The sequence below is a fragment of the Halobacillus karajensis genome (assembly GCF_900108515.1).
Taxonomy (GTDB): Bacteria; Bacillota; Bacilli; order Bacillales; family Halobacillaceae; genus Halobacillus; species Halobacillus karajensis.
The window spans coordinates 95,334-113,781 of record NZ_FNWW01000005.1 but is presented as its reverse complement, the minus strand read 5'-3'; the positions used below and the strand labels follow the sequence as shown (position 1 = coordinate 113,781).

16 protein-coding genes and 3 riboswitches are annotated in these 18,448 nt (G+C 45.0%); of the genes, 1 reads left to right on the top strand and 15 read right to left on the bottom strand.

What is annotated here, in order from left to right; translation table 11 throughout:
- Positions 1-12 precede the first annotated feature (12 nt).
- The 10 genes from purF to BLW54_RS11615 all read right to left on the bottom strand — a co-directional run bounded on the left by purF (position 13) and on the right by BLW54_RS11615 (position 9,294).
- Positions 13-1,425, bottom strand: coding sequence for an amidophosphoribosyltransferase (gene purF, locus BLW54_RS11660; protein ID WP_074735066.1), 1,413 nt, complete (start codon positions 1,423-1,425; stop codon positions 13-15).
- Positions 1,401-3,629 (bottom strand): phosphoribosylformylglycinamidine synthase subunit PurL, encoded by a 2,229-nt coding sequence (gene purL, locus BLW54_RS11655; RefSeq protein WP_074734820.1) that lies wholly within the window; start codon positions 3,627-3,629, stop codon positions 1,401-1,403. Before purL ends, purF begins: the two co-directional genes overlap by 25 nt.
- Complete coding sequence (gene purQ / locus BLW54_RS11650; protein WP_074734818.1) at positions 3,613-4,296, bottom strand: phosphoribosylformylglycinamidine synthase subunit PurQ; 684 nt, start codon at positions 4,294-4,296, stop codon at positions 3,613-3,615. The genes purL and purQ overlap by 17 nt, the downstream gene beginning before the upstream one ends.
- Before the next feature lies 1 nt (position 4,297).
- Positions 4,298-4,543 (bottom strand): phosphoribosylformylglycinamidine synthase subunit PurS, encoded by a 246-nt coding sequence (gene purS, locus BLW54_RS11645; RefSeq protein ID WP_074734816.1) that lies wholly within the window; start codon positions 4,541-4,543, stop codon positions 4,298-4,300.
- Positions 4,531-5,253, bottom strand: a complete 723-nt coding sequence (gene purC / locus BLW54_RS11640; protein ID WP_074734814.1) for a phosphoribosylaminoimidazolesuccinocarboxamide synthase — start codon at positions 5,251-5,253, stop codon at positions 4,531-4,533. Before purC ends, purS begins: the two co-directional genes overlap by 13 nt.
- Before the next feature lie 86 nt (positions 5,254-5,339).
- On the bottom strand, positions 5,340-6,632 hold the full coding sequence (purB, locus tag BLW54_RS11635; RefSeq protein ID WP_074734812.1) for an adenylosuccinate lyase: 1,293 nt from the start codon (positions 6,630-6,632) through the stop codon (positions 5,340-5,342).
- Between the two features lie 10 nt (positions 6,633-6,642).
- Positions 6,643-7,770: a 5-(carboxyamino)imidazole ribonucleotide synthase gene (gene purK / locus BLW54_RS11630; protein ID WP_074734810.1), complete on the bottom strand. Its 1,128-nt coding sequence runs from the start codon at positions 7,768-7,770 to the stop codon at positions 6,643-6,645.
- Positions 7,760-8,251, bottom strand: a complete 492-nt coding sequence (purE, locus tag BLW54_RS11625; protein ID WP_035508322.1) for a 5-(carboxyamino)imidazole ribonucleotide mutase — start codon at positions 8,249-8,251, stop codon at positions 7,760-7,762. Before purE ends, purK begins: the two co-directional genes overlap by 11 nt.
- Positions 8,252-8,371: 120 nt before the next feature.
- Positions 8,372-8,472: riboswitch (purine riboswitch) on the bottom strand.
- A gap of 80 nt (positions 8,473-8,552) precedes the next feature.
- Positions 8,553-8,756, bottom strand: coding sequence for an NETI motif-containing protein (locus BLW54_RS11620; RefSeq protein WP_035508321.1), 204 nt, complete (start codon positions 8,754-8,756; stop codon positions 8,553-8,555).
- Positions 8,722-9,294 (bottom strand): DUF2179 domain-containing protein, encoded by a 573-nt coding sequence (locus BLW54_RS11615; RefSeq protein ID WP_035508319.1) that lies wholly within the window; start codon positions 9,292-9,294, stop codon positions 8,722-8,724. The genes BLW54_RS11620 and BLW54_RS11615 overlap by 35 nt, the downstream gene beginning before the upstream one ends.
- Before the next feature lie 143 nt (positions 9,295-9,437).
- On the opposite strand from BLW54_RS11615, the gene BLW54_RS11610 reads away from it, so the two are divergent.
- Complete coding sequence (locus tag BLW54_RS11610) at positions 9,438-9,863, top strand: Hsp20/alpha crystallin family protein (protein ID WP_074734808.1); 426 nt, start codon at positions 9,438-9,440, stop codon at positions 9,861-9,863.
- Between the two features lie 108 nt (positions 9,864-9,971).
- On the opposite strand, the gene BLW54_RS11605 is transcribed toward BLW54_RS11610, so the two are convergent.
- The 5 genes from BLW54_RS11605 to BLW54_RS11585 all read right to left on the bottom strand — a co-directional run bounded on the left by BLW54_RS11605 (position 9,972) and on the right by BLW54_RS11585 (position 18,021).
- Positions 9,972-11,306: an NCS2 family permease gene (locus BLW54_RS11605; RefSeq protein ID WP_035508314.1), complete on the bottom strand. Its 1,335-nt coding sequence runs from the start codon at positions 11,304-11,306 to the stop codon at positions 9,972-9,974.
- 236 nt (positions 11,307-11,542) lie between these two features.
- A riboswitch (purine riboswitch) is annotated at positions 11,543-11,645 on the bottom strand.
- Between the two features lie 79 nt (positions 11,646-11,724).
- Positions 11,725-13,263, bottom strand: a complete 1,539-nt coding sequence (gene guaA, locus BLW54_RS11600; protein WP_074735064.1) for a glutamine-hydrolyzing GMP synthase — start codon at positions 13,261-13,263, stop codon at positions 11,725-11,727.
- A 202-nt stretch (positions 13,264-13,465) separates the two neighbouring features.
- A riboswitch (purine riboswitch) is annotated at positions 13,466-13,567 on the bottom strand.
- 34 nt (positions 13,568-13,601) lie between these two features.
- Entirely contained in the window at positions 13,602-15,794 is a 2,193-nt protein-coding gene (locus BLW54_RS11595) for a transglutaminase TgpA family protein (RefSeq protein ID WP_074734805.1), read from the bottom strand.
- The gene (locus tag BLW54_RS11590) at positions 15,794-17,059 is read right to left on the bottom strand and encodes a DUF58 domain-containing protein (protein ID WP_074734803.1); all 1,266 of its coding nucleotides are present in this window, start codon (positions 17,057-17,059) and stop codon (positions 15,794-15,796) included. Before BLW54_RS11590 ends, BLW54_RS11595 begins: the two co-directional genes overlap by 1 nt.
- Complete coding sequence (locus BLW54_RS11585; RefSeq protein ID WP_035508306.1) at positions 17,056-18,021, bottom strand: AAA family ATPase; 966 nt, start codon at positions 18,019-18,021, stop codon at positions 17,056-17,058. The genes BLW54_RS11590 and BLW54_RS11585 overlap by 4 nt, the downstream gene beginning before the upstream one ends.
- Between the last annotated feature and the right edge of the window lie 427 nt (positions 18,022-18,448).

The window sequence follows — 18,448 nt, the reverse complement described above, 5'->3', positions numbered from 1 at the left end:
TCTTCTTCCCTCCTACGCTTTTTCATATGGGTGCATTGTGTTCGGATAGATTTCCGTCGGGTAATTACCGGTGAAACAGGCCATACAGCCGCCGTGCTCGAGTGATTCTTCACCTTGATAAATGCTGTCATTTAGTCCCTTCACGGATAAAAATGCTAGGCTGTCCGCGCCAATCTGCGCTTCTATTCCATCCACCGAATGGTTGGCTGCTATGAGTTCACCACTGTTGGATGTATCAATCCCGTAATAGCAAGGATTCTGAATCGGAGGAGAGGCAATACGGACATGGACTTCTTTCGCTCCCGCTTCCTTCAACATTTTTACGATCCTCCGGCTTGTCGTCCCGCGTACAATCGAATCATCAACCATGACGACCTTCTTCCCTTCAACGATCCCCCGGACGGCGGACAGTTTCATCTTCACTCCTTGTTCACGAAGTTCCTGTGATGGCTGGATAAAGGTACGTCCGACATACCGGTTTTTTATCAACCCGAGTTCATAAGGAATCCCGGACGATTCAGCATAACCAATAGCCGCGGAAATGCTTGAATCTGGTACGCCTGTCACAACATCCGCCTCAATCGGAGCTTCTTCAGCAAGCGTTTTTCCCATCCGCTTACGAGACGCGTGCACATTCTTGCCATCGATATTGCTATCAGGCCTTGAGAAATAGACATATTCCATTGAACAAAGTGTGCGTTGAATGGGAGCTGAAAAACGCTTGGATTCAACACCTTCACTAGAGATAATTAGCAATTCACCAGGCATAATTTCCCGATCATATTCCGCCCCAACTACATCAAAGGCGCACGTTTCCGAGGAGACAACCCAAGAGTCCCCGAGATGTCCGAGACTCAGTGGACGCAATCCCCTCGGGTCATTGGCTACAAACATTCGGTCTTCAGTCATGACTAAAAAGGCATAGGCCCCCTTAATCATGGACAAGGCTTCCATAATGGCCTGATCGAGCGGTAAATGGCGGGCTCGTTTAATTAAGTGAGCCACAACTTCTGTGTCAGAAGTTGTTTGTAAAATGCTCCCTTGTGCCTCAAGCTGGTTTTTCAAAGCTTGCGCATTAACAAGGTTTCCGTTGTGAGCAAGCGTAAGTCCGCCTGTCTGAGAGCGAAAAAGAAGCGGCTGAATATTTTCATAACCCCCGTCTCCTGCCGTTGCATAGCGAACGTGGCCGATGGAAGCATGGCCGTTTAAATCTTCTAGTCGATTTTCAGAGAAAACCTCCTGTATCAAGCCGTGACCTTTGGCAAGCTTGAGCTGCTCGCCATCAGTTGTGACGATTCCTGCACCTTCCTGGCCCCGGTGTTGGAGGGCATGTAAGCCGTAATACGTCAGCTGGGCAGATTCCGGATGTCCCCAGACGCCGAAGATGCCGCATTCTTCATTCAGCCCTTTGATTTCACCAAGCATCCGATCGCTCCTTTCCATGCTTCCTTAAGCGTTGATGTTTGTTCTTCAAGAACGACAACAGTGTCTTGCTTAACCCGGTATACCCCATCTTCTGTAATGGTCCCGATTTGGTGAGCATCTGTGATAATATGTTCGAAAGATTGCTTATTCTCCTTCGAAACAGTAACGAGGAAGCGGGATTGTGTTTCAGAGAATAGCTCTGAAGTAAGGTCGCCTTCCAATATCACTTCACAACCAAGCTCATTTTCGAACAATTTCTCAGCTAGAGCCACAGCAAGTCCGCCTTCCGCTACATCATGAGCAGACGCGACAAGGCCTGATCGAATAGCTGTCAGTAGTTGTTTTTGACGATTCACTTCGGTTTGCAAATCAAGGGATGGAGCTTTTCCAAAGTGTCTGCCTTCTAACAATCCCTGCAATTCACTGCCCCCAAATTCTGCATAGGTATCACCGATAAGGTAAACGAGGTCTCCCGATTTCTTCGCATGGGAACGAGTAATATGAGCCACATCATCAATTAAGCCAACCATTCCAACGATTGGAGTTGGATAAATGGCCTGTCCGCCAAATGATTCATTGTACAAACTAACATTTCCACCGATGACCGGAGTTTCTAATTCCCGGCAAGCCTCACTCATGCCCTCGACACTTTTCTCCATCTGCCAGAAAATTTCCGGATTTTCTGGAGAACCGAAGTTAAGCCCGTCTGTAATGCCAAGCGGACGTCCCCCGGAACAGACAATGTTGCGAGCAGCTTCAGCGACCGCAATTTTTCCACCGGCCTCTGGGTCGACATAAAGGTAGCGGGAGTTACAGTCCGTTGTCATGGCAAGGGCTTTTTCCGTACCCCGCACCCGAAGAACAGCTGCATCCGATCCCGGTGTAACCACCGTATTCGTCTGCACCATGGAATCATATTGATCGTACACCCACTCCTTACTAGCGATGGTCGGCTGTTTTAATAGATTCAATAAGGTGCTCAGATAGTCTAATGGTTTCGGGACATAAGGTTCCATTCTTTGAAACTCTTCATAATATTCAGGGATACGGGACGGTTGATGATAAACCGGTGCGTCTTCTGCAAGCGAATCGACAGGTACATCGGCAACAACTTCGTCGTGATGGACGAGACGGAAACGCTTGGTGTCTGTCACTTCCCCGACCGCTACAGCTTCTAGGTTATATTTACGGAAGACGTTCGCAATCTCCTCTTTACGACCTTTCTCTACAACGAGAAGCATGCGTTCCTGAGACTCGGAAAGCATCATTTCATAGGCTGTCATGTCTTGTTCACGCTGCGGAATGAGATCAAGGTTCATCGTCATCCCAGTTCCTGCTTTACTCGCCATTTCACTGGCCGATGAAGTGAGTCCGGCAGCTCCCATGTCCTGAATCCCAACAAGGGCTTCATGATGGATAACATCCAGACAAGCTTCTATAAGCAATTTTTCCATGAACGGATCGCCAACCTGAACAGAAGGGCGCTTTTCTTCGGACTCTTCCGACAATTCCTCCGATGCGAAAGTCGCTCCATGGATCCCGTCGCGCCCCGTTTTCGCTCCCACATACATGACCGTGTTTCCAATCCCAGCCGCGATTCCTTTTTGAATATCTTTATGGTCGATCAAGCCGACACACATGGCATTCACAAGTGGATTCCCATTATAGGCATCATCGAACTGCACTTCGCCACCAACCGTCGGAACCCCGACACAGTTGCCGTATCCGGCGATGCCGCGGACGACTTCTTCAAATAAGTACTTTACCCGTGGCTGACTTAAAGATCCGAATCTGAGCGAATTCAGGAGAGCAATCGGGCGGGCACCCATAGAAAAAACATCACGCAGGATTCCACCTACCCCAGTCGCCGCACCTTGATAGGGCTCAACGGCAGAGGGGTGATTATGACTTTCGATTTTGAAAACCACCGCCTGATTATCGCCAATATCAATAATCCCAGCTCCTTCACCTGGACCTTGGAGTACATGTGCCCCCTCGGTGGGGAACTTCTTTAACAACGGTTTAGAATTTTTATAACTGCAATGTTCCGACCACATGACAGAGAACAAACCGACCTCTGTATAATTAGGACGACGCCCAAGTATTGAGCAGATGGAACGATACTCCTCATCCTTCAGCCCCATCTCTGCATAAAGACGCTGGTCTTCAATTTTTTCCGGGTTAATCTCAAGCATTGATGGCATGTTGTTCCCTCCAGTGTGTCAAAATCGATTCAAATAGACGGCGTCCGTCATCATGTCCGAGTAAAGCCTCTACAGCCCTTTCCGGGTGTGGCATCATACCGAGTACATTGCCTTTTTCATTCATAATTCCTGCAATATTACCGACAGATCCATTCGGGTTTTGATCATAAGTGAAGACAATCTGATTATTATCACGAAGCTCCCTAAGCGTTTGTTCATCACAAAAATAATTCCCGTCTCCATGTGCGATTGGAATTTCAATTTTTTCCTGATGGTCATAAGAACGCGTAAACATCGTGTCACTGTTCTCGACGATGAGAGTCTCGTAATGGCACATGAATTTCAACTTTTCATTAGGTAGCATCGCTCCTGGGAGCAGCCCCATTTCAAGAAGGATTTGAAACCCATTGCAAACACCAAGGACAGGTTTGCCTGCTTTGGCTGCCTTACTGATTTGCGCAATGATATCAGAGGTGGCTGCAATCGCTCCTGAACGCAGATAATCCCCGTAGGAAAAGCCTCCAGGTAAAAGAATAGCGTCATAGTCTGCTAGATTGGCCTCCTTATACCAGACAAGATCTGCTTCTTCCCCGAGTTGATCTTTGACAGCATGGTACATGTCCCGGTCACAATTGGATCCTGGAAAAACAATAACAGCGAATTTCACGTTAACCTGCCTCCTCGATCGTATAGGTGTAATTTTCAATGACGGGGTTGGCAAGAAGCTGATCACACATTCGATCGATTTGAGATTCAAGATTTTCGCTTTCTTCCAGGTATACTTCCATGTACTTTCCGACTCGTACATCCTGGACATTGCTATATTCAAGGGATTGCAAAGAGTTCTGAACCGCCTTTCCCTGCGGATCAAGGACTCCTTCTTTCAATGTAATGTGGATCTTTACTTTGTGCATACGTTCTCCTCCAGTCGATTTAGAATTTTTTCATAGGTATCTATTAAAGAACCAAGGCCTTCGCGAAAAACGTCCTTGTCCATCTTTTCACCTGTATGGGTATCCCAAAGTCTGCATGTATCCGGAGATATTTCATCAGAAAGGACGATTGCACCGTCGTTAAGGCGCCCGAATTCGAGCTTAAAATCGACTAGAATCAGTCCTGCTGAGTGGAAAAGTTCCTGCAGTTGACTATTGATTTCTAATGCTTGTTGTTTGATGAATGTGAGTTCTTGTTCTGTGATGTCTGTAAGATGATAGGCGTGCACATCATTGATGAGTGGGTCATTCAATTCATCTTTTTTATAAAATAATTCTATAATTGGCGGAATGAAGCTGTTTTTTTCCTGAATGCCAAGCCGGCGTGTAATACTGCCAGCGGCCTGGTTACGGACAACGACTTCAAGAGGAATGATGGTCGTCTGATGAACTAACTGTTCTGTATCGTTCAAAGCTTCAATGAAGTGTGTTTGGATGTTCTGCTGGTGTAAGTATTGGAATACTTTAGAGGTGATCAAGTTGTTGAGGCGCCCTTTGCCTGCAAACTCGTCTTTTTTCTTTCCATTAAATGCTGTAGCGTCATCTTTATAGGATAGAACGAGCTGATCTGAATCGCCCGTTGTATAATAAACACGTTTCGCTTTCCCTTCATATAACAGTGAACCCTTCATGAAGAAACACCTCGCTAAGGAATTGGGATTTTTTGTATGGCCTGGTACACCAGAAACTGGTGTACCAGGCCATACAGTTTTTACCATTAAAGTCCGATGCGGTCGAAGATGCGGTCGACTTGTTTCAAGTGATGCTTGTAATCAAAGCAGGCATCCAGTTGATCTTGTGACAAAGTGGATGTAATTTTATCATCTGCTTCAATCAAATCACGAAACGGTACACCGCGCTCCCAGGCCTCCATGGCCTTTGGCTGAACAAGATCATACGCTTCTTCGCGTACCATCCCTTCATCAATTAATGTCAGTAAGACACGCTGAGAGAAAATAAGGCCATACGTTTTTTCCATATTTTCCTGCATACGTTCAGGAAAGACTGTCAAATTCTTGATGATATTCCCGAAACGATTCAGCATGTAATTTAAAGCAATCGTGGCATCAGGCAGAATAATGCGCTCTGCAGAAGAGTGGGAGATATCCCGTTCATGCCATAAAGGAACATTTTCAAAGGCCGTCAGCATATTTCCACGCAATACTCTGGCCATTCCTGTCATATTTTCAGATCCGATCGGGTTGCGTTTATGCGGCATCGCGGACGATCCTTTCTGACCTTTGGCAAAGAACTCTTCCACTTCCCGCGTTTCCGTTTTTTGAAGGCCGCGAACTTCCACAGCCACTTTTTCAATGGATGTAGCGATTAAAGCTAACGTAGAAATATAGTGAGCATGACGGTCACGTTGAAGAGTTTGTGTAGAAACAGGTGCCGGGGTTAAACCAAGCTTTTCACATACATACTCTTCTACGTAAGGGTCGATGTTCGCATAAGTTCCTACAGCTCCAGAAAGCTTTCCGACATGGATCTGTTCAATCGCCAAGTCCAGACGCTCCAAGTTACGCTTCATTTCTTCGTAATACAAAGCGAGTTTCAAACCAAATGTCGTTGGTTCGGCATGGACACCGTGTGTACGTCCCATCATGACCGTATGCTTATGTTCCTTCGCTTTTTCCCCAAGAATGCTGATGAAATTCACCAGGTCTTTGCGGATGATATCGTTGGCTTGCTTCAATTGATATGAAAGCGCCGTATCTACAACGTCCGTCGAAGTAAGGCCGTAATGGACCCATTTCCGTTCTTCTCCAACCGTTTCCGAAACGGCACGTGTAAAGGCTACTACATCATGCCTTGTCTCCGCTTCAATCTCATGGATACGATCGATCGAGAAAGAGGCACGTTCTCGTAATTTGTCTACATCGTCTTTTGGGATGACGCCGAGCTCACTCCAGGCTTCACAGGCTAGAAGTTCTACCTCAAGCCATGCCTGATAGCGGTTTTCTTCTGTCCAAATGGCCCCCATCTCAGGGCGCGTATAACGTTCAATCATTGTCTTCCTCCTACCATAAATGAATGTGATTTTGTTGAATGATTTTGTCGATTTCTTCTAGGTCGTTCCCGATAAATGTAAGGTGCCCCATTTTGCGATTTTGCCGGACTGCTTCTTTTCCGTAATCGTGAAAATGAAAACCTTGGTATTCTTCCAGGCGTTCCTGCAAAATACTTCGGTGTTTTCCCAGCATGTTCACCATGACCGCAGCACCGAAGGAATGAACCGGGAGTAATGGTAAGCCGCAAATCGCACGGACGTGCTGTTCGAATTGAGATACATTGCACGCTTCGATCGTATAATGTCCGGAATTGTGTGGTCTCGGAGCCATTTCATTGATAAAGATCTTCTTGTCTTTCACAAACATTTCTACGGCAAAAGTACCAACCACTCCTACCCGTTCAGCTAATAACTCAACGGCTTCGAGCGTCTTATCTGCCATTCGTTTCGGAATGTTCGCAGGAACGCGAGATTCATGAAGAATATGGTTCTTATGAATATTTTCCGCAATAGGGAAGGGAACGATTCGTCCTTCCTGTCCCCTTGTAAAGACTTGGGAGATTTCCAGATCGAAAGTCAACCACTGTTCCACAATATAAATATCATCTTCTTTGATAAACGAACGGACCTCTTCCAAGTCGCCCTCTTGTTCGATTTTCACCTGACCTTTTCCGTCATAACCACCACTTACAGTTTTAATAACCGCTGGATAGCCAATGGTTTCCAATGCCTCCATGAACTGTTCCCATGAGGATACAAGACGGTAAGGAGGTACCGGAAGACCTGATTCAACCGCCACTTCCTTTTCCTTTGCCCTGTTCTGGGTCACTTCAAGGGCGAAAGAACCTTGCGGAAGTTTCCCTTTTTCTTCAAAAAGACGGGCCACTTCAAGATCCACGTTCTCAAATTCGTAAGTAATGACATCGCTGATATCGCTTAGCTTCTCAGCTGCTTCCATGTCGTCATAGGCCGCGACAATGTGTTCATCAGCAACCGGTGCACACGGACAATGCTCTGCCGGATCCAGAACAGCAATTCTGTATCCCATATGCCGGGCAGCAACCGCCATCATACGCCCTAGCTGACCTCCTCCTAAAATTCCGATCGTACTTCCTGGTCGAATGACGTTAGGTTTCAAGCAGATCCCTCCTCATCCCATCGACTTTCTCCACCATCTGCCGGCGGTAGTCCAATAGTTTAGAAGCGACTTCCTGATCGAAGGCGCCAATCATTTCTGCTGCCAGAACCCCGGCATTCCCAGCTCCAGCTTTTCCTATCGCGACCGTGGCAACAGGAACACCCCGGGGCATTTGTACAATTGATAGAAGTGAGTCTAAGCCTTGCAAAGCTTTCGATTCCACCGGGACTCCAATAACCGGCAATGTGGTTTTAGCAGCAACCATTCCTGGAAGGTGTGCCGCCCCTCCCGCTCCTGCGATAATGACCTTCAGCCCTTTATCGCGGGCAGACTCAGCATAGGTGAACATCTCTTCCGGCGTCCGGTGGGCCGAAATAATTTCTTTTTCGTATTTGATTGACAGTTCATCAAGTACGGCACATGCTTCTTTCATGGTTTCCCAATCTGAAATACTTCCCATGATTACTCCAACACTTGCCATCGAATCCCTCTTTCCTATTTAAAAAGTGAGTTCATATATCATAAAAAAAGCCTGTTCGACGCCCCCTCATTAATGAGAGGAGTCAAACAGGCACACGTATGTCCGGTCTGAAAAAGCTAAGCACGCTTAAACTCCCCTCATAGTCCGGAAATTTACGGTTCCCAGGTAGAGACGTACGGGCCTTATCCCCGTCATATATGAGGTCGTCTATGCAATTCTGTTTTCATCATATCAAGTACTGTTTGCAAATGTCAACGCTAATGTCGAACATTATAAAAATAATATATTACATCGTTCGGTTTTATTGCTTAACCGCATGAAATATGATGGTTTTTCCAATAGGTTCCATCACTTTTTCCCCATTTCGGGATTCTTCACGGAAAATCGGCTCTTCAACACGCCGGACCGGTGTGTACCCTTCTTTTTTCATGCGATCAAGACACTGGCCGATCGTTTCCTTTTCACCGACTTCAAAGCGCTTCTTCTTGTTGTTCTTTTTGGGCATCACGAATCTTTCCTCTCTTCACAGATTTCACCCAGAATCCACCATGAATCTGTTTCGGCTCATAGGCCACGATAAATGCTTTCGGATCAATATAGCGGATCGTTTCGTAAAGGGCGATCTCATACTTCCTTGGTGTCAGAATCTGCATCGCAAGGCGGTCACCCTCCATGCCATACGCATACCAGCTTGTAACACCATAGCCTTTATCGCGGAGCTGGCGGGTAAAATCGATGTCTGGGTCTGAAGATATCACATTAACTGTAATATACCCGAGAGCGAGCTTCTCTTCAATCTTCATCCCGACGATGACGCCCAACCCGTACCCCACCGCATAAGCAATGACGTTCTCAATCTGATCCAACCGATCAAGCACAAGGCCAAGCCCATAGATGTACACGACGATTTCAAACATACTGATGAACGCAGCAAAGTAGCGTTGTCCCTTCAGTGTGAAAATCATACGGAGGGTAAAAAACGAAACATAGACAACGTTGACAGCTAAGATGATCCCTATAATCATCAATGGATTATCAAACATAGATGCAGCCTCCTACGCCAAGGTTTCCACAAACCGGGACATTCACCTAGACGATGTTCTTTGCATACACTATAAACCATGGGAAGAGACGTACACAATAAGTTTTTAACGCAAACCATGACAAATTTTGGAGGCTGATATATATGAATCAATTTAATGATTGGAAAAACAATCTCGAACGCTTCTTTGGCCAAGATTTCTGGGGGGATTTCGAAGGAATCATGAAACCTGCCATCCCTGCGATTAATTTGTATCAATATGATAATGAGCTGCTCTGCTTTGTCAATATCCCTGGAATGAACCATCCCAAAAACGTGGATGTCCTTGTCGACCATTCCACATTAACGCTGACAGGGAAAATAGAAATCAATCACCGCGGCGGTCACCAAATTAAATCAGAAATTGCTGATGGTGCTTTCGAACGCAGCATCGAACTCCCCTTTCCTGTACGACATGACAAAGTGGAAGCTACGTATAAACACGGACTGCTCATTGTTCAGATGCATCGGTATATTTCCGATTCAACCCGTCAGCGTCCGATTACCATCCGCCACCTTGAAGATGAATAAAACCGGCAGTTTCTTTACAAACTGCCGGTTCTTTTTGTTAGCACGGAAGGCTGATACATTTCTGCTGTTTTCTCTCTATAGTTCAGTCCTCGATGTGACCGGTACCTTTTATGCAAGGAAGATAAAATACAGAACGAAGATGACAAACAAGAAGTACATAATCGGGTGAATTTCTTTACTCCGCCCTTTTAAAATCATGGTAATCGGATAGAAAATGAAGCCCATAGCAATCCCTGTTGCGATACTGTACGTCATCGGCATAGCAGCAATCGTAAAGAACGCAGGTACGGCAATTTCAAACTGATCCCAGTCAATATTTTTCAATGTGGACGCCATTAAAACCCCCACGATGATTAACGCCGGCGCAGTCACTTCTGCAGTGACCACAGATAATAATGGCGAGAAGAAAAGGGCCAAAATAAAGAATCCAGCAGTGACAACAGACGTGAATCCTGTACGTCCTCCTGCGCCAACACCCGCAGTAGACTCAATATAGGAAGTCGTCGTAGATGTCCCCACAACAGCCCCGACCACAGTCGCAGCAGAGTCAGAGAACAAGGCACGATTGGCTCGCGGCAATTTGTTTTCTTTCATAAACCCTGCCTGTGTCGCTACCGCCACAAGCGTTCCTGCTGTATCAAAGAAATCAACAAATAAAAACGTTAAAATAACGACAAGCATTTCAATAGTGAAAATATCCCCAAAATGAGTGAAAGCTGCGCCGAACGTAGGGGCTACACTAGGAACTGAGCCAATGACATCTCCCATTCCAGACGGTGGTGCGATCAACCCTGTCACCATTCCAGCAATGGAAGTGAGAACCATTCCGTAAAATATACCCCCTTTTAGCCCCATAGCCATCAGAATGACACTAACTATAATACCGAAAATCGCCAGCATAGTTGGACCTGCTGTCAGATCGCCAAGCTGCACTAATGTTGCATCACTATTTTGAACAATACCCGAATTTTGAAAACCAATGAATGCGATATACAAACCAATTCCCGCACCGACCGCCAGTTTCAAATTCGGCGGGATAGCGTCAATGATCAACGTACGCAGGCCGGTTACAGTTAATACAATAAAAATAAGTCCAGAAGCCAATACGCCTGCGAGCGCCGTTTCCCAAGGAATACCGAAACCTAAGACAACTGTGTAAGCAAAGAAGGCATTTAATCCCATCCCAGGTGCCAAGGCGATCGGATACTTTGCAAATACCCCCATAATAAGGGTCCCGACTGCTGCAGCGATGGCAGTAGATGTAAATACTGCCCCTTTATCGATACGTGTGACACCTTCAGGAAGCTGCTCAACCCCATCCAATGCTAACGTTGAAGGGTTAACGAACAAAATGTATGCCATTGCCAGGAATGTAGTAAGTCCCGCTATGAATTCTCTGCGGTACGATGTACCAAATTCTTTGAACCTAAAAAATTTACTCATTACCATTTCCTCCCCTATCTCTATCCATTCTGTACACGGTACATTCTTTTCTTTTTTTCGTACCTTATACACCCCAGTCGTTTTTCCGTACCTGATACGGAGGTGATAACATCGGTACCAGGTTGGAGCTTTCTTTTTCTGTACCTGGCACCATTAAAAAAGACACTCTTGGAAGCTCCAAGAGTGTCTACATCTATACGAAGGAAACGGACGATAGGATAGCCTATAAAGGTCTCCCATCATCTATTCACCAACGTAGTCAGACTAATTTACGGCAGTCTGGTAGAAACTCATGGGCCCTATTCCCAAAATTATACGGCGGTGTTGCATTATGAATTTATCTTTATCTTACAAGGTCCGACACCTTTCGTCAACATTAAAACCGAACATTATTTCCAAAAAAACATCTAACGTTCGATTATTCCCATTCAATCGTTGCTGGCGGCTTGCTTGTCACATCATAAACGACTCGGTTAATATGATCAACTTCATTCACAATACGTGTAGAGATTTTCTCCAACACATCCCACGGAATACGGGCCCAGTCGGATGTCATGCCATCAATCGATGTGACCGCTCGTATGCCGATCGTGTAGTCATAGGTACGTTCATCCCCCATAACACCGACGGAGCGAATATCCGGCAGCACCGTAAAGTATTGCCAGATGTCACGGTCGAGTCCAGCTTTTTTAATTTCATCCCGAAGAACCGCGTCCGATTCGCGGACGATTTCTAGCTTTTCTTCTGTCACTTCGCCAAGCACTCGAATGGCAAGCCCCGGTCCCGGGAAAGGCTGGCGCCAAACGATGTGTTCAGGTACACCCAGTTCTGTACCTAGAGCCCGAACCTCATCTTTGAACAATGTGTTTAACGGTTCAATCAAATCAAACTCCATATCTTCAGGAAGGCCACCTACATTATGATGGGATTTAATAGTCTGGGCTGTTTCCGTTCCACTTTCGATGATATCCGTGTACAGCGTTCCTTGAGCGAGGAAGTCAATATCTTTTAATTTCTCTGCTTCATCATCAAATACATATATAAATTCATTGCCGATAATCTTCCGCTTCTTCTCTGGGTCGGAAACACCTTCAAGCTTACTCATGAAACGATCCTTGGCATCGATTTTAATGATGTTCATATTAAAACCATCCCCCAGTGTACGCATCACATCATCGGCTTCATTTTTACGAAGTAGACCATGGTCCACAAAAATACATGTCAGCTGATCTCCGATAGCTCGATGGATCAGTGCGGCCACGACAGAAGAATCGACACCTCCGCTTAATGCACATAGCACTTTGCGGTCTCCAACTTTTTCACGGATTTTCTCCACTTCCATCTCGACTACGTGTTCCATAGTCCAATCATCTGTCGCTTCACAAACATCGAACACAAAGCTGCGTAGAATGTCATTCCCGTACTCGGAGTGACGGACTTCCGGATGGAACTGTACCCCGTACATTTGCGTCTCATCATTGCTGATCGCCGCTACCGGGCAAGAAGGACTTGTCGCATCGACCTTAAATCCTTCAGGAGCTTCAATAACTTTATCGCTGTGACTCATCCAAACCGTCTGTTCACGAGGAGTCTTAGCAAAAATGACCGGATCTTCGTCGATGTGGATATCAGCTTTTCCATATTCCCGCTGTTTCGCACGTTCGACTTTCCCTTTAAAATGGTGGGTCATCAGCTGCATACCATAGCAGATTCCGAGAACCGGAATGCCCAATTCAAAAATCTGCTCATCACAACGGAAGCTGTCTTCTCCATAAACACTGTTCGGTCCACCCGATAAAATAATGCCGCTTGGGTTCATTGCTTTAATTTCCTCGATGCTCATCTTGTGTGAGTGAAGCTCACTATATACACCGAATTCACGGATCCGCCGTGTGATCAATTGGTTGTACTGGCTCCCGAAGTCCAGAACGAGGATCATGCCTTGTACTTGTTCCATTTGGTCCACTCCTTGTTTATCAAACTTAACTACTTGTTGTAAACTTCCCTTATTCAAGAGCAAAAAAGCTGCAACTTGATGATACGGCCCCTTCAATAAGGGCGCTCCTCTATTTTTTTCCTAGACAATAAAAAATGGATGGAGATCCACCGTTTTCATTAAACAACGAAGGCAGAAATCCATCCATGTGTGTCCATACATGTCACGTGATTCCCACCTCCATAGTCAGGGCTTTTACGGTGCCCCGGTAGAGACTCTCGGACCATATTCCCGAGGATATACGAAGGAAGAATGCATCTAATAATTTTCATTCATTCTATCAACCGCGTGACAAGGAATCAAGACAATGTCTTTTTGATTAAATCTTCCCATAATTCTGTGACTTTCGGCCACTGTGTCCTTTGTGATTCATTCCCATAAACCACCCGTTCATAATCATCCGTCAGTCGGCGCATATCGTTAGACTGATAATGCTGATCCACGGTTCTCGCAAAATCCCGTAAAGTCTGTTCAGGCTTACGCTTAAATCCCTTATAGTCCAGGACTTTCAAAAGATATAAATAGGCTTTTTCATAAGTTTGTTCATCACTATTCTTACGATACTTACGAATCAAGAACATAGACATCCAGCGATATCTGGTAACGAAAAGAATCACGGCTATTATGAGAAATCCAACGGACAACACCACTATCCACGTATTATGTTGATCTGAAGAACCAGCTCCTGCTTGGTCTGAACTCTGTTCCTCCCCATCCATTTGTTGAGGATTTCCTAAGTTGTCCTCAGATATCTCCCCATCTTCAGGAGTAGCAGCAGAATCTTCGCTATCTTGTGTATCAACATCTGTATAGAAATCTGTAGTGTTCGTAAACCCTTTTGTCGGCTCAAATGGTACCCACCCTACTTCAGGAAAATACACTTCTACCCAAGAATGGGCGTTGCCACTCGTCACCTGATACACATTCTGCACATTATCATTAAACTCACGGGTATCGATTCGTTCACCTCCCGTAAATCCCTTAACCCAGCGGGCAGGGATCCCTTCAGAGCGCAGCAGAATTACCATGGAAGTAGAGAAGTTGTCACAATAACCGAGCTGAGATTCAAATAGAAATTGATCCACATAATCATCATTTTCGTCCGGAACGGGGACATCTGTCGTTGAGTATTCAAATCCGTTGGATGAAAAATATGACTCTACTGCTTTCACCCGGTCGTAGCGATTATCTTCCTCGCCGACAATCTGACTGGCCAGATTCCTCACTCTATTCGGAAGACTTTCCGGCAGTTGCAAATAACGATCGCGAATTTCTTGAGGATCATCATCCCCCGCCTCCCTCAGTTGATTGTATTCAAAAGAAGGGAATTCATAGTTAGCAACAAACTCCCCTAGTTTAGCCGGAGATCCGCCTTTAACTGTATCCATTTCCCCTGTATGAACATGGACAAGAAGCTCATAATCAGATGGGAACCTTACCAGGGATGAAAGCCCATATGGGTAAACTAATTTCTTAAATGAAGCTTGTCTTTCCATTGTAATGAAAGCGGTTTGTTCTTCCACTTCCACCTCTTCAGAAAAAGTTTCAAATGTAATATTTTCCGGATCCATATTTGTCACAGATTCATCGAGCGTATCCTCCCACCCTTTTCCTGTATAGGTATCCTTTGATTCAATTCTCCAATAGCGTTCACCATCCGCGACCGCTTCAAAAACAGGGGTGTCATCTTGGATAAACGAACCGCCTAAACGACTGTCATCCTCCCCATATCCTACTTTTTGCACGGTTCCATTCCTACTTCCACCCGGTCCTGCTCCACCCGCGGCACTTTCTAGATAGGGGACAGGATCCGGCCATTGCGGATCGAACTTCGGGGAGGCATAGGCAGCTGCCGAAGATAAAAGAATGACGGCAATGAGAGGGATGGTCCATACCCTGGCTTTGTGCAACCCTTTGAAAGGAATCGACTCTTTATCCATCTCTCTAGCAAAGCTGGATAAGCCGAGCGCTATCATCCCGATTACAAATGTCCTTATAATCGACCATTTGCCATCAAAGACAGTAAACGTATCGACGACAGTCACATAAATCAAGGTTAACAGCACAAAAAAGAACATCCGACGCGCAATGACGAACCAGTAGTAAAGCAAATAACTCATCAGCCATAAGAGAATTAAAAAGAGCAAACTTCGAAACAATGGTGTCATCTGCCACCATTCCTGAAATTGAATCATTTGGGTGTTAAAAATAATTTGTTCATAGAAGACCGAAAACCAGGCCCCTGAAAAAATTCTTTCTGCGATATATAAACCATCCATGATGAACGCGAGGGCCATTCCTTTTAGTGGAATCGATACATACCATGGAACCTGCAAAAAGGAAACAAAAAAGCAAAACACCGCATAAATGAAAAATATCTTGACGTCCTCTGTGTGGGAGATCGTCTCCAAAGGCCTCAACCATTCACAGAATAATAGAAAACCAGTGACATAGAGAACGAGTTTATAGATGAACAATTGTCGCTCTTCCATTACGTGTTCACCTCAAATTGTTGTTGTGTCAATTGATCTTCACTTAATATGTTGACAACGATTCCCTCGCTTTTCAATTGCTTTATAGCTTGGTGATCCTGAAATGATAGCTGATTATGAGGGCAAACATAAAAAAAGACGATACGTTTGCTACGTTTCATCCATTTACTTATCTCGTTTTGAAGGTCCTTATCTAAATAGTGGCTGACGATCATGAGCAGGATTCCGCTTGGAATTAAGGATTTTTCCCGGTCCAGCTGTTGGGCAAAGGGAATCTTACCGGTATGGCGGATTCGTGCCAGGTGTTCTTGTATTTTCTGTTGATAGGTGTGATCTGGTCGAAAAGGATAATACTTTCTTTCGTCTCCAAGTGACATAAACGAAAGGGGGGAGGAATACTTGTGGTATTCTTTTAACATAGAAGCCGTGAATTCGACCGCTCCCTCAAAGCTCAAAGAGCTCCCGTCCGGATGATAGACTCCATTCAATATCAGCATCATATCCACACTTTTCTCTTGTTCAAACTCCTTGGTCATCATCTCATTCTTCTTCGCTGTTGTTTTCCAATCTACCCAGGCAAAACGATCACCAGGCATATACTCACGTACACCTGTCACGATGTTTGTATTCTTTTCATTCCATTTGAAAGACGGGCTTGCTCCTTTTTCAAAGCTGTTCACTCTGTCTTTCATCTTTACGGGGCGCACATAGGGAAATACGAGCAGTTTACTTTCATGTTGATAGATATGCTCCTTTTTCACGAAACTGAAGAAATCTCCGGTTTTAATCCGGAAAGTTTTAAGTACATGTTCTCCGCGAGGGACCTGATCAAGCTGATAACGATAAGTGATGGCCTTGTTGAACCAAGGAAACACCACACGTTTTACCTTGCGTGGTTTATAATAATGATCGGTTTCTTCCATATCCTTGTATTTCTCTAAGTGCTTGTCCACTTTCTTCAAAGAGTGCGGTAAATGTTCTTCTATTACACAATAATAAATAGGAAAAGGGAGTCTGCGCTTAAGTGTCACTTCGACCTCAATCGTTTCCCCTCCTACCGCCATCCGCTTCGATAACCTTCTCTCCACTTTCCAGTCGTGCACTGGATATATGAGCAAAGCAGCCATATATAGAAGAAAAGGTAAAAAGGCGTAAAAGAGAAACCAGCTGACAAAACCACCTTGAAACATCGCATATGCAAATAAGACAGCGAATAAAAACGCTACGATCAGACTTTTAACAATGAAGCCTAACATGTTTCTCATTCACTGATATTCCTCTTAACAGGGATGGAAGTGGCTGATAGAAGATGTTCGATCATGGATTCCGCCGTCTCCCCTTCAAACCTTGCCTCAGAGGTTAGAATCATCCGGTGAGCAAGTACAAAAGGAGCCAAATATTGCACATCGTCAGGGACGACATAATCACGATCATGAATGAATGCATAAGCTTTCGCTGCTTTCATTAAAGCAATCGAACCACGCGGACTGACTCCGAGAAATACTCCCCCCTGTTCTCTTGTCCCTGTGACGAGATCAATGATATATCGATGGACGGTTCTGTCCACATATACATCCGCTACCTCACTTTGCAGGCTGACAAGATCATCACGGGTAAGCACGGCTGCAATATCCTCAATGGGATGTCTGTTCGATGACCGTGCCAGCATTTCCATTTCCTGTTTCGCTGTGGGATAGCCCATCTTCATTTTGATTAGAAAACGATCGAGTTGCGCTTCGGGTAATGGGTACGTCCCTTCATATTCAATTGGGTTTTGTGTCGCCATTACGAAGAAAGGATCAGGGAGCGGAACGGTATTTCCATCCACAGTAATACTCGCCTCCTCCATTCCTTCCAGTAATGCCGACTGGGTTTTCGGTGAAGTGCGGTTAATTTCATCTGCTAATACAATATGCCCGAGGATCGGACCTGGACGAAACTCAAATTCCATATTTTTCGGATTATATATAGATACACCCGTCACGTCAGAAGGAAGCAGATCTGGTGTGAATTGAATTCGTTTGAAATCACAATCCAAGGATCTGGCCAGTGTTTTGACAAGCATCGTCTTTCCGACACCCGGCACATCCTCCAAAAGCACATGACCTTTTGCCAGCAAAGCAACAAGACTTAACATGGCTGGTTCTTCCTTCCCAATCATGACTTTCCTCATATTTTTAAGTACCTCCGATATTTTTGGCTGATACAAAAATGTTTGTTGAGTCATTTGGCGCACCCCTTTCTCCCTGCGTTTATATTTTCAGAATAATCAAGCTCATCCTAACTATACTATAAGCTAAAGCACTGGACAAAGGATTATACCTATTGCACGTTGTCGGGAATCCGGTCATGATTTCACAAACATTCGATAAAAAAATGGTCGAGAAAAGTTGAATCGGGCCTTCATCTCAGAGGATGATTTTTCAAAAAATGGTTAACTTTCATGACTTTTTATGGTATCTTTAATTTGAGCCATCTTAATTAAAGATAAAATGATCCAAAAGAGACGAAGGTTTGTATAGGGATAGGTGGCAGGGCCTCAGCATAATGCTGGGGCTTTATTTATGCGTATAAGCTTCATTGCTATTTATAAGTGTTTCTTCCTATTATTTTCCAAGACAAAAAGCGCAGACGATAAACGTCTACGCTTTAAC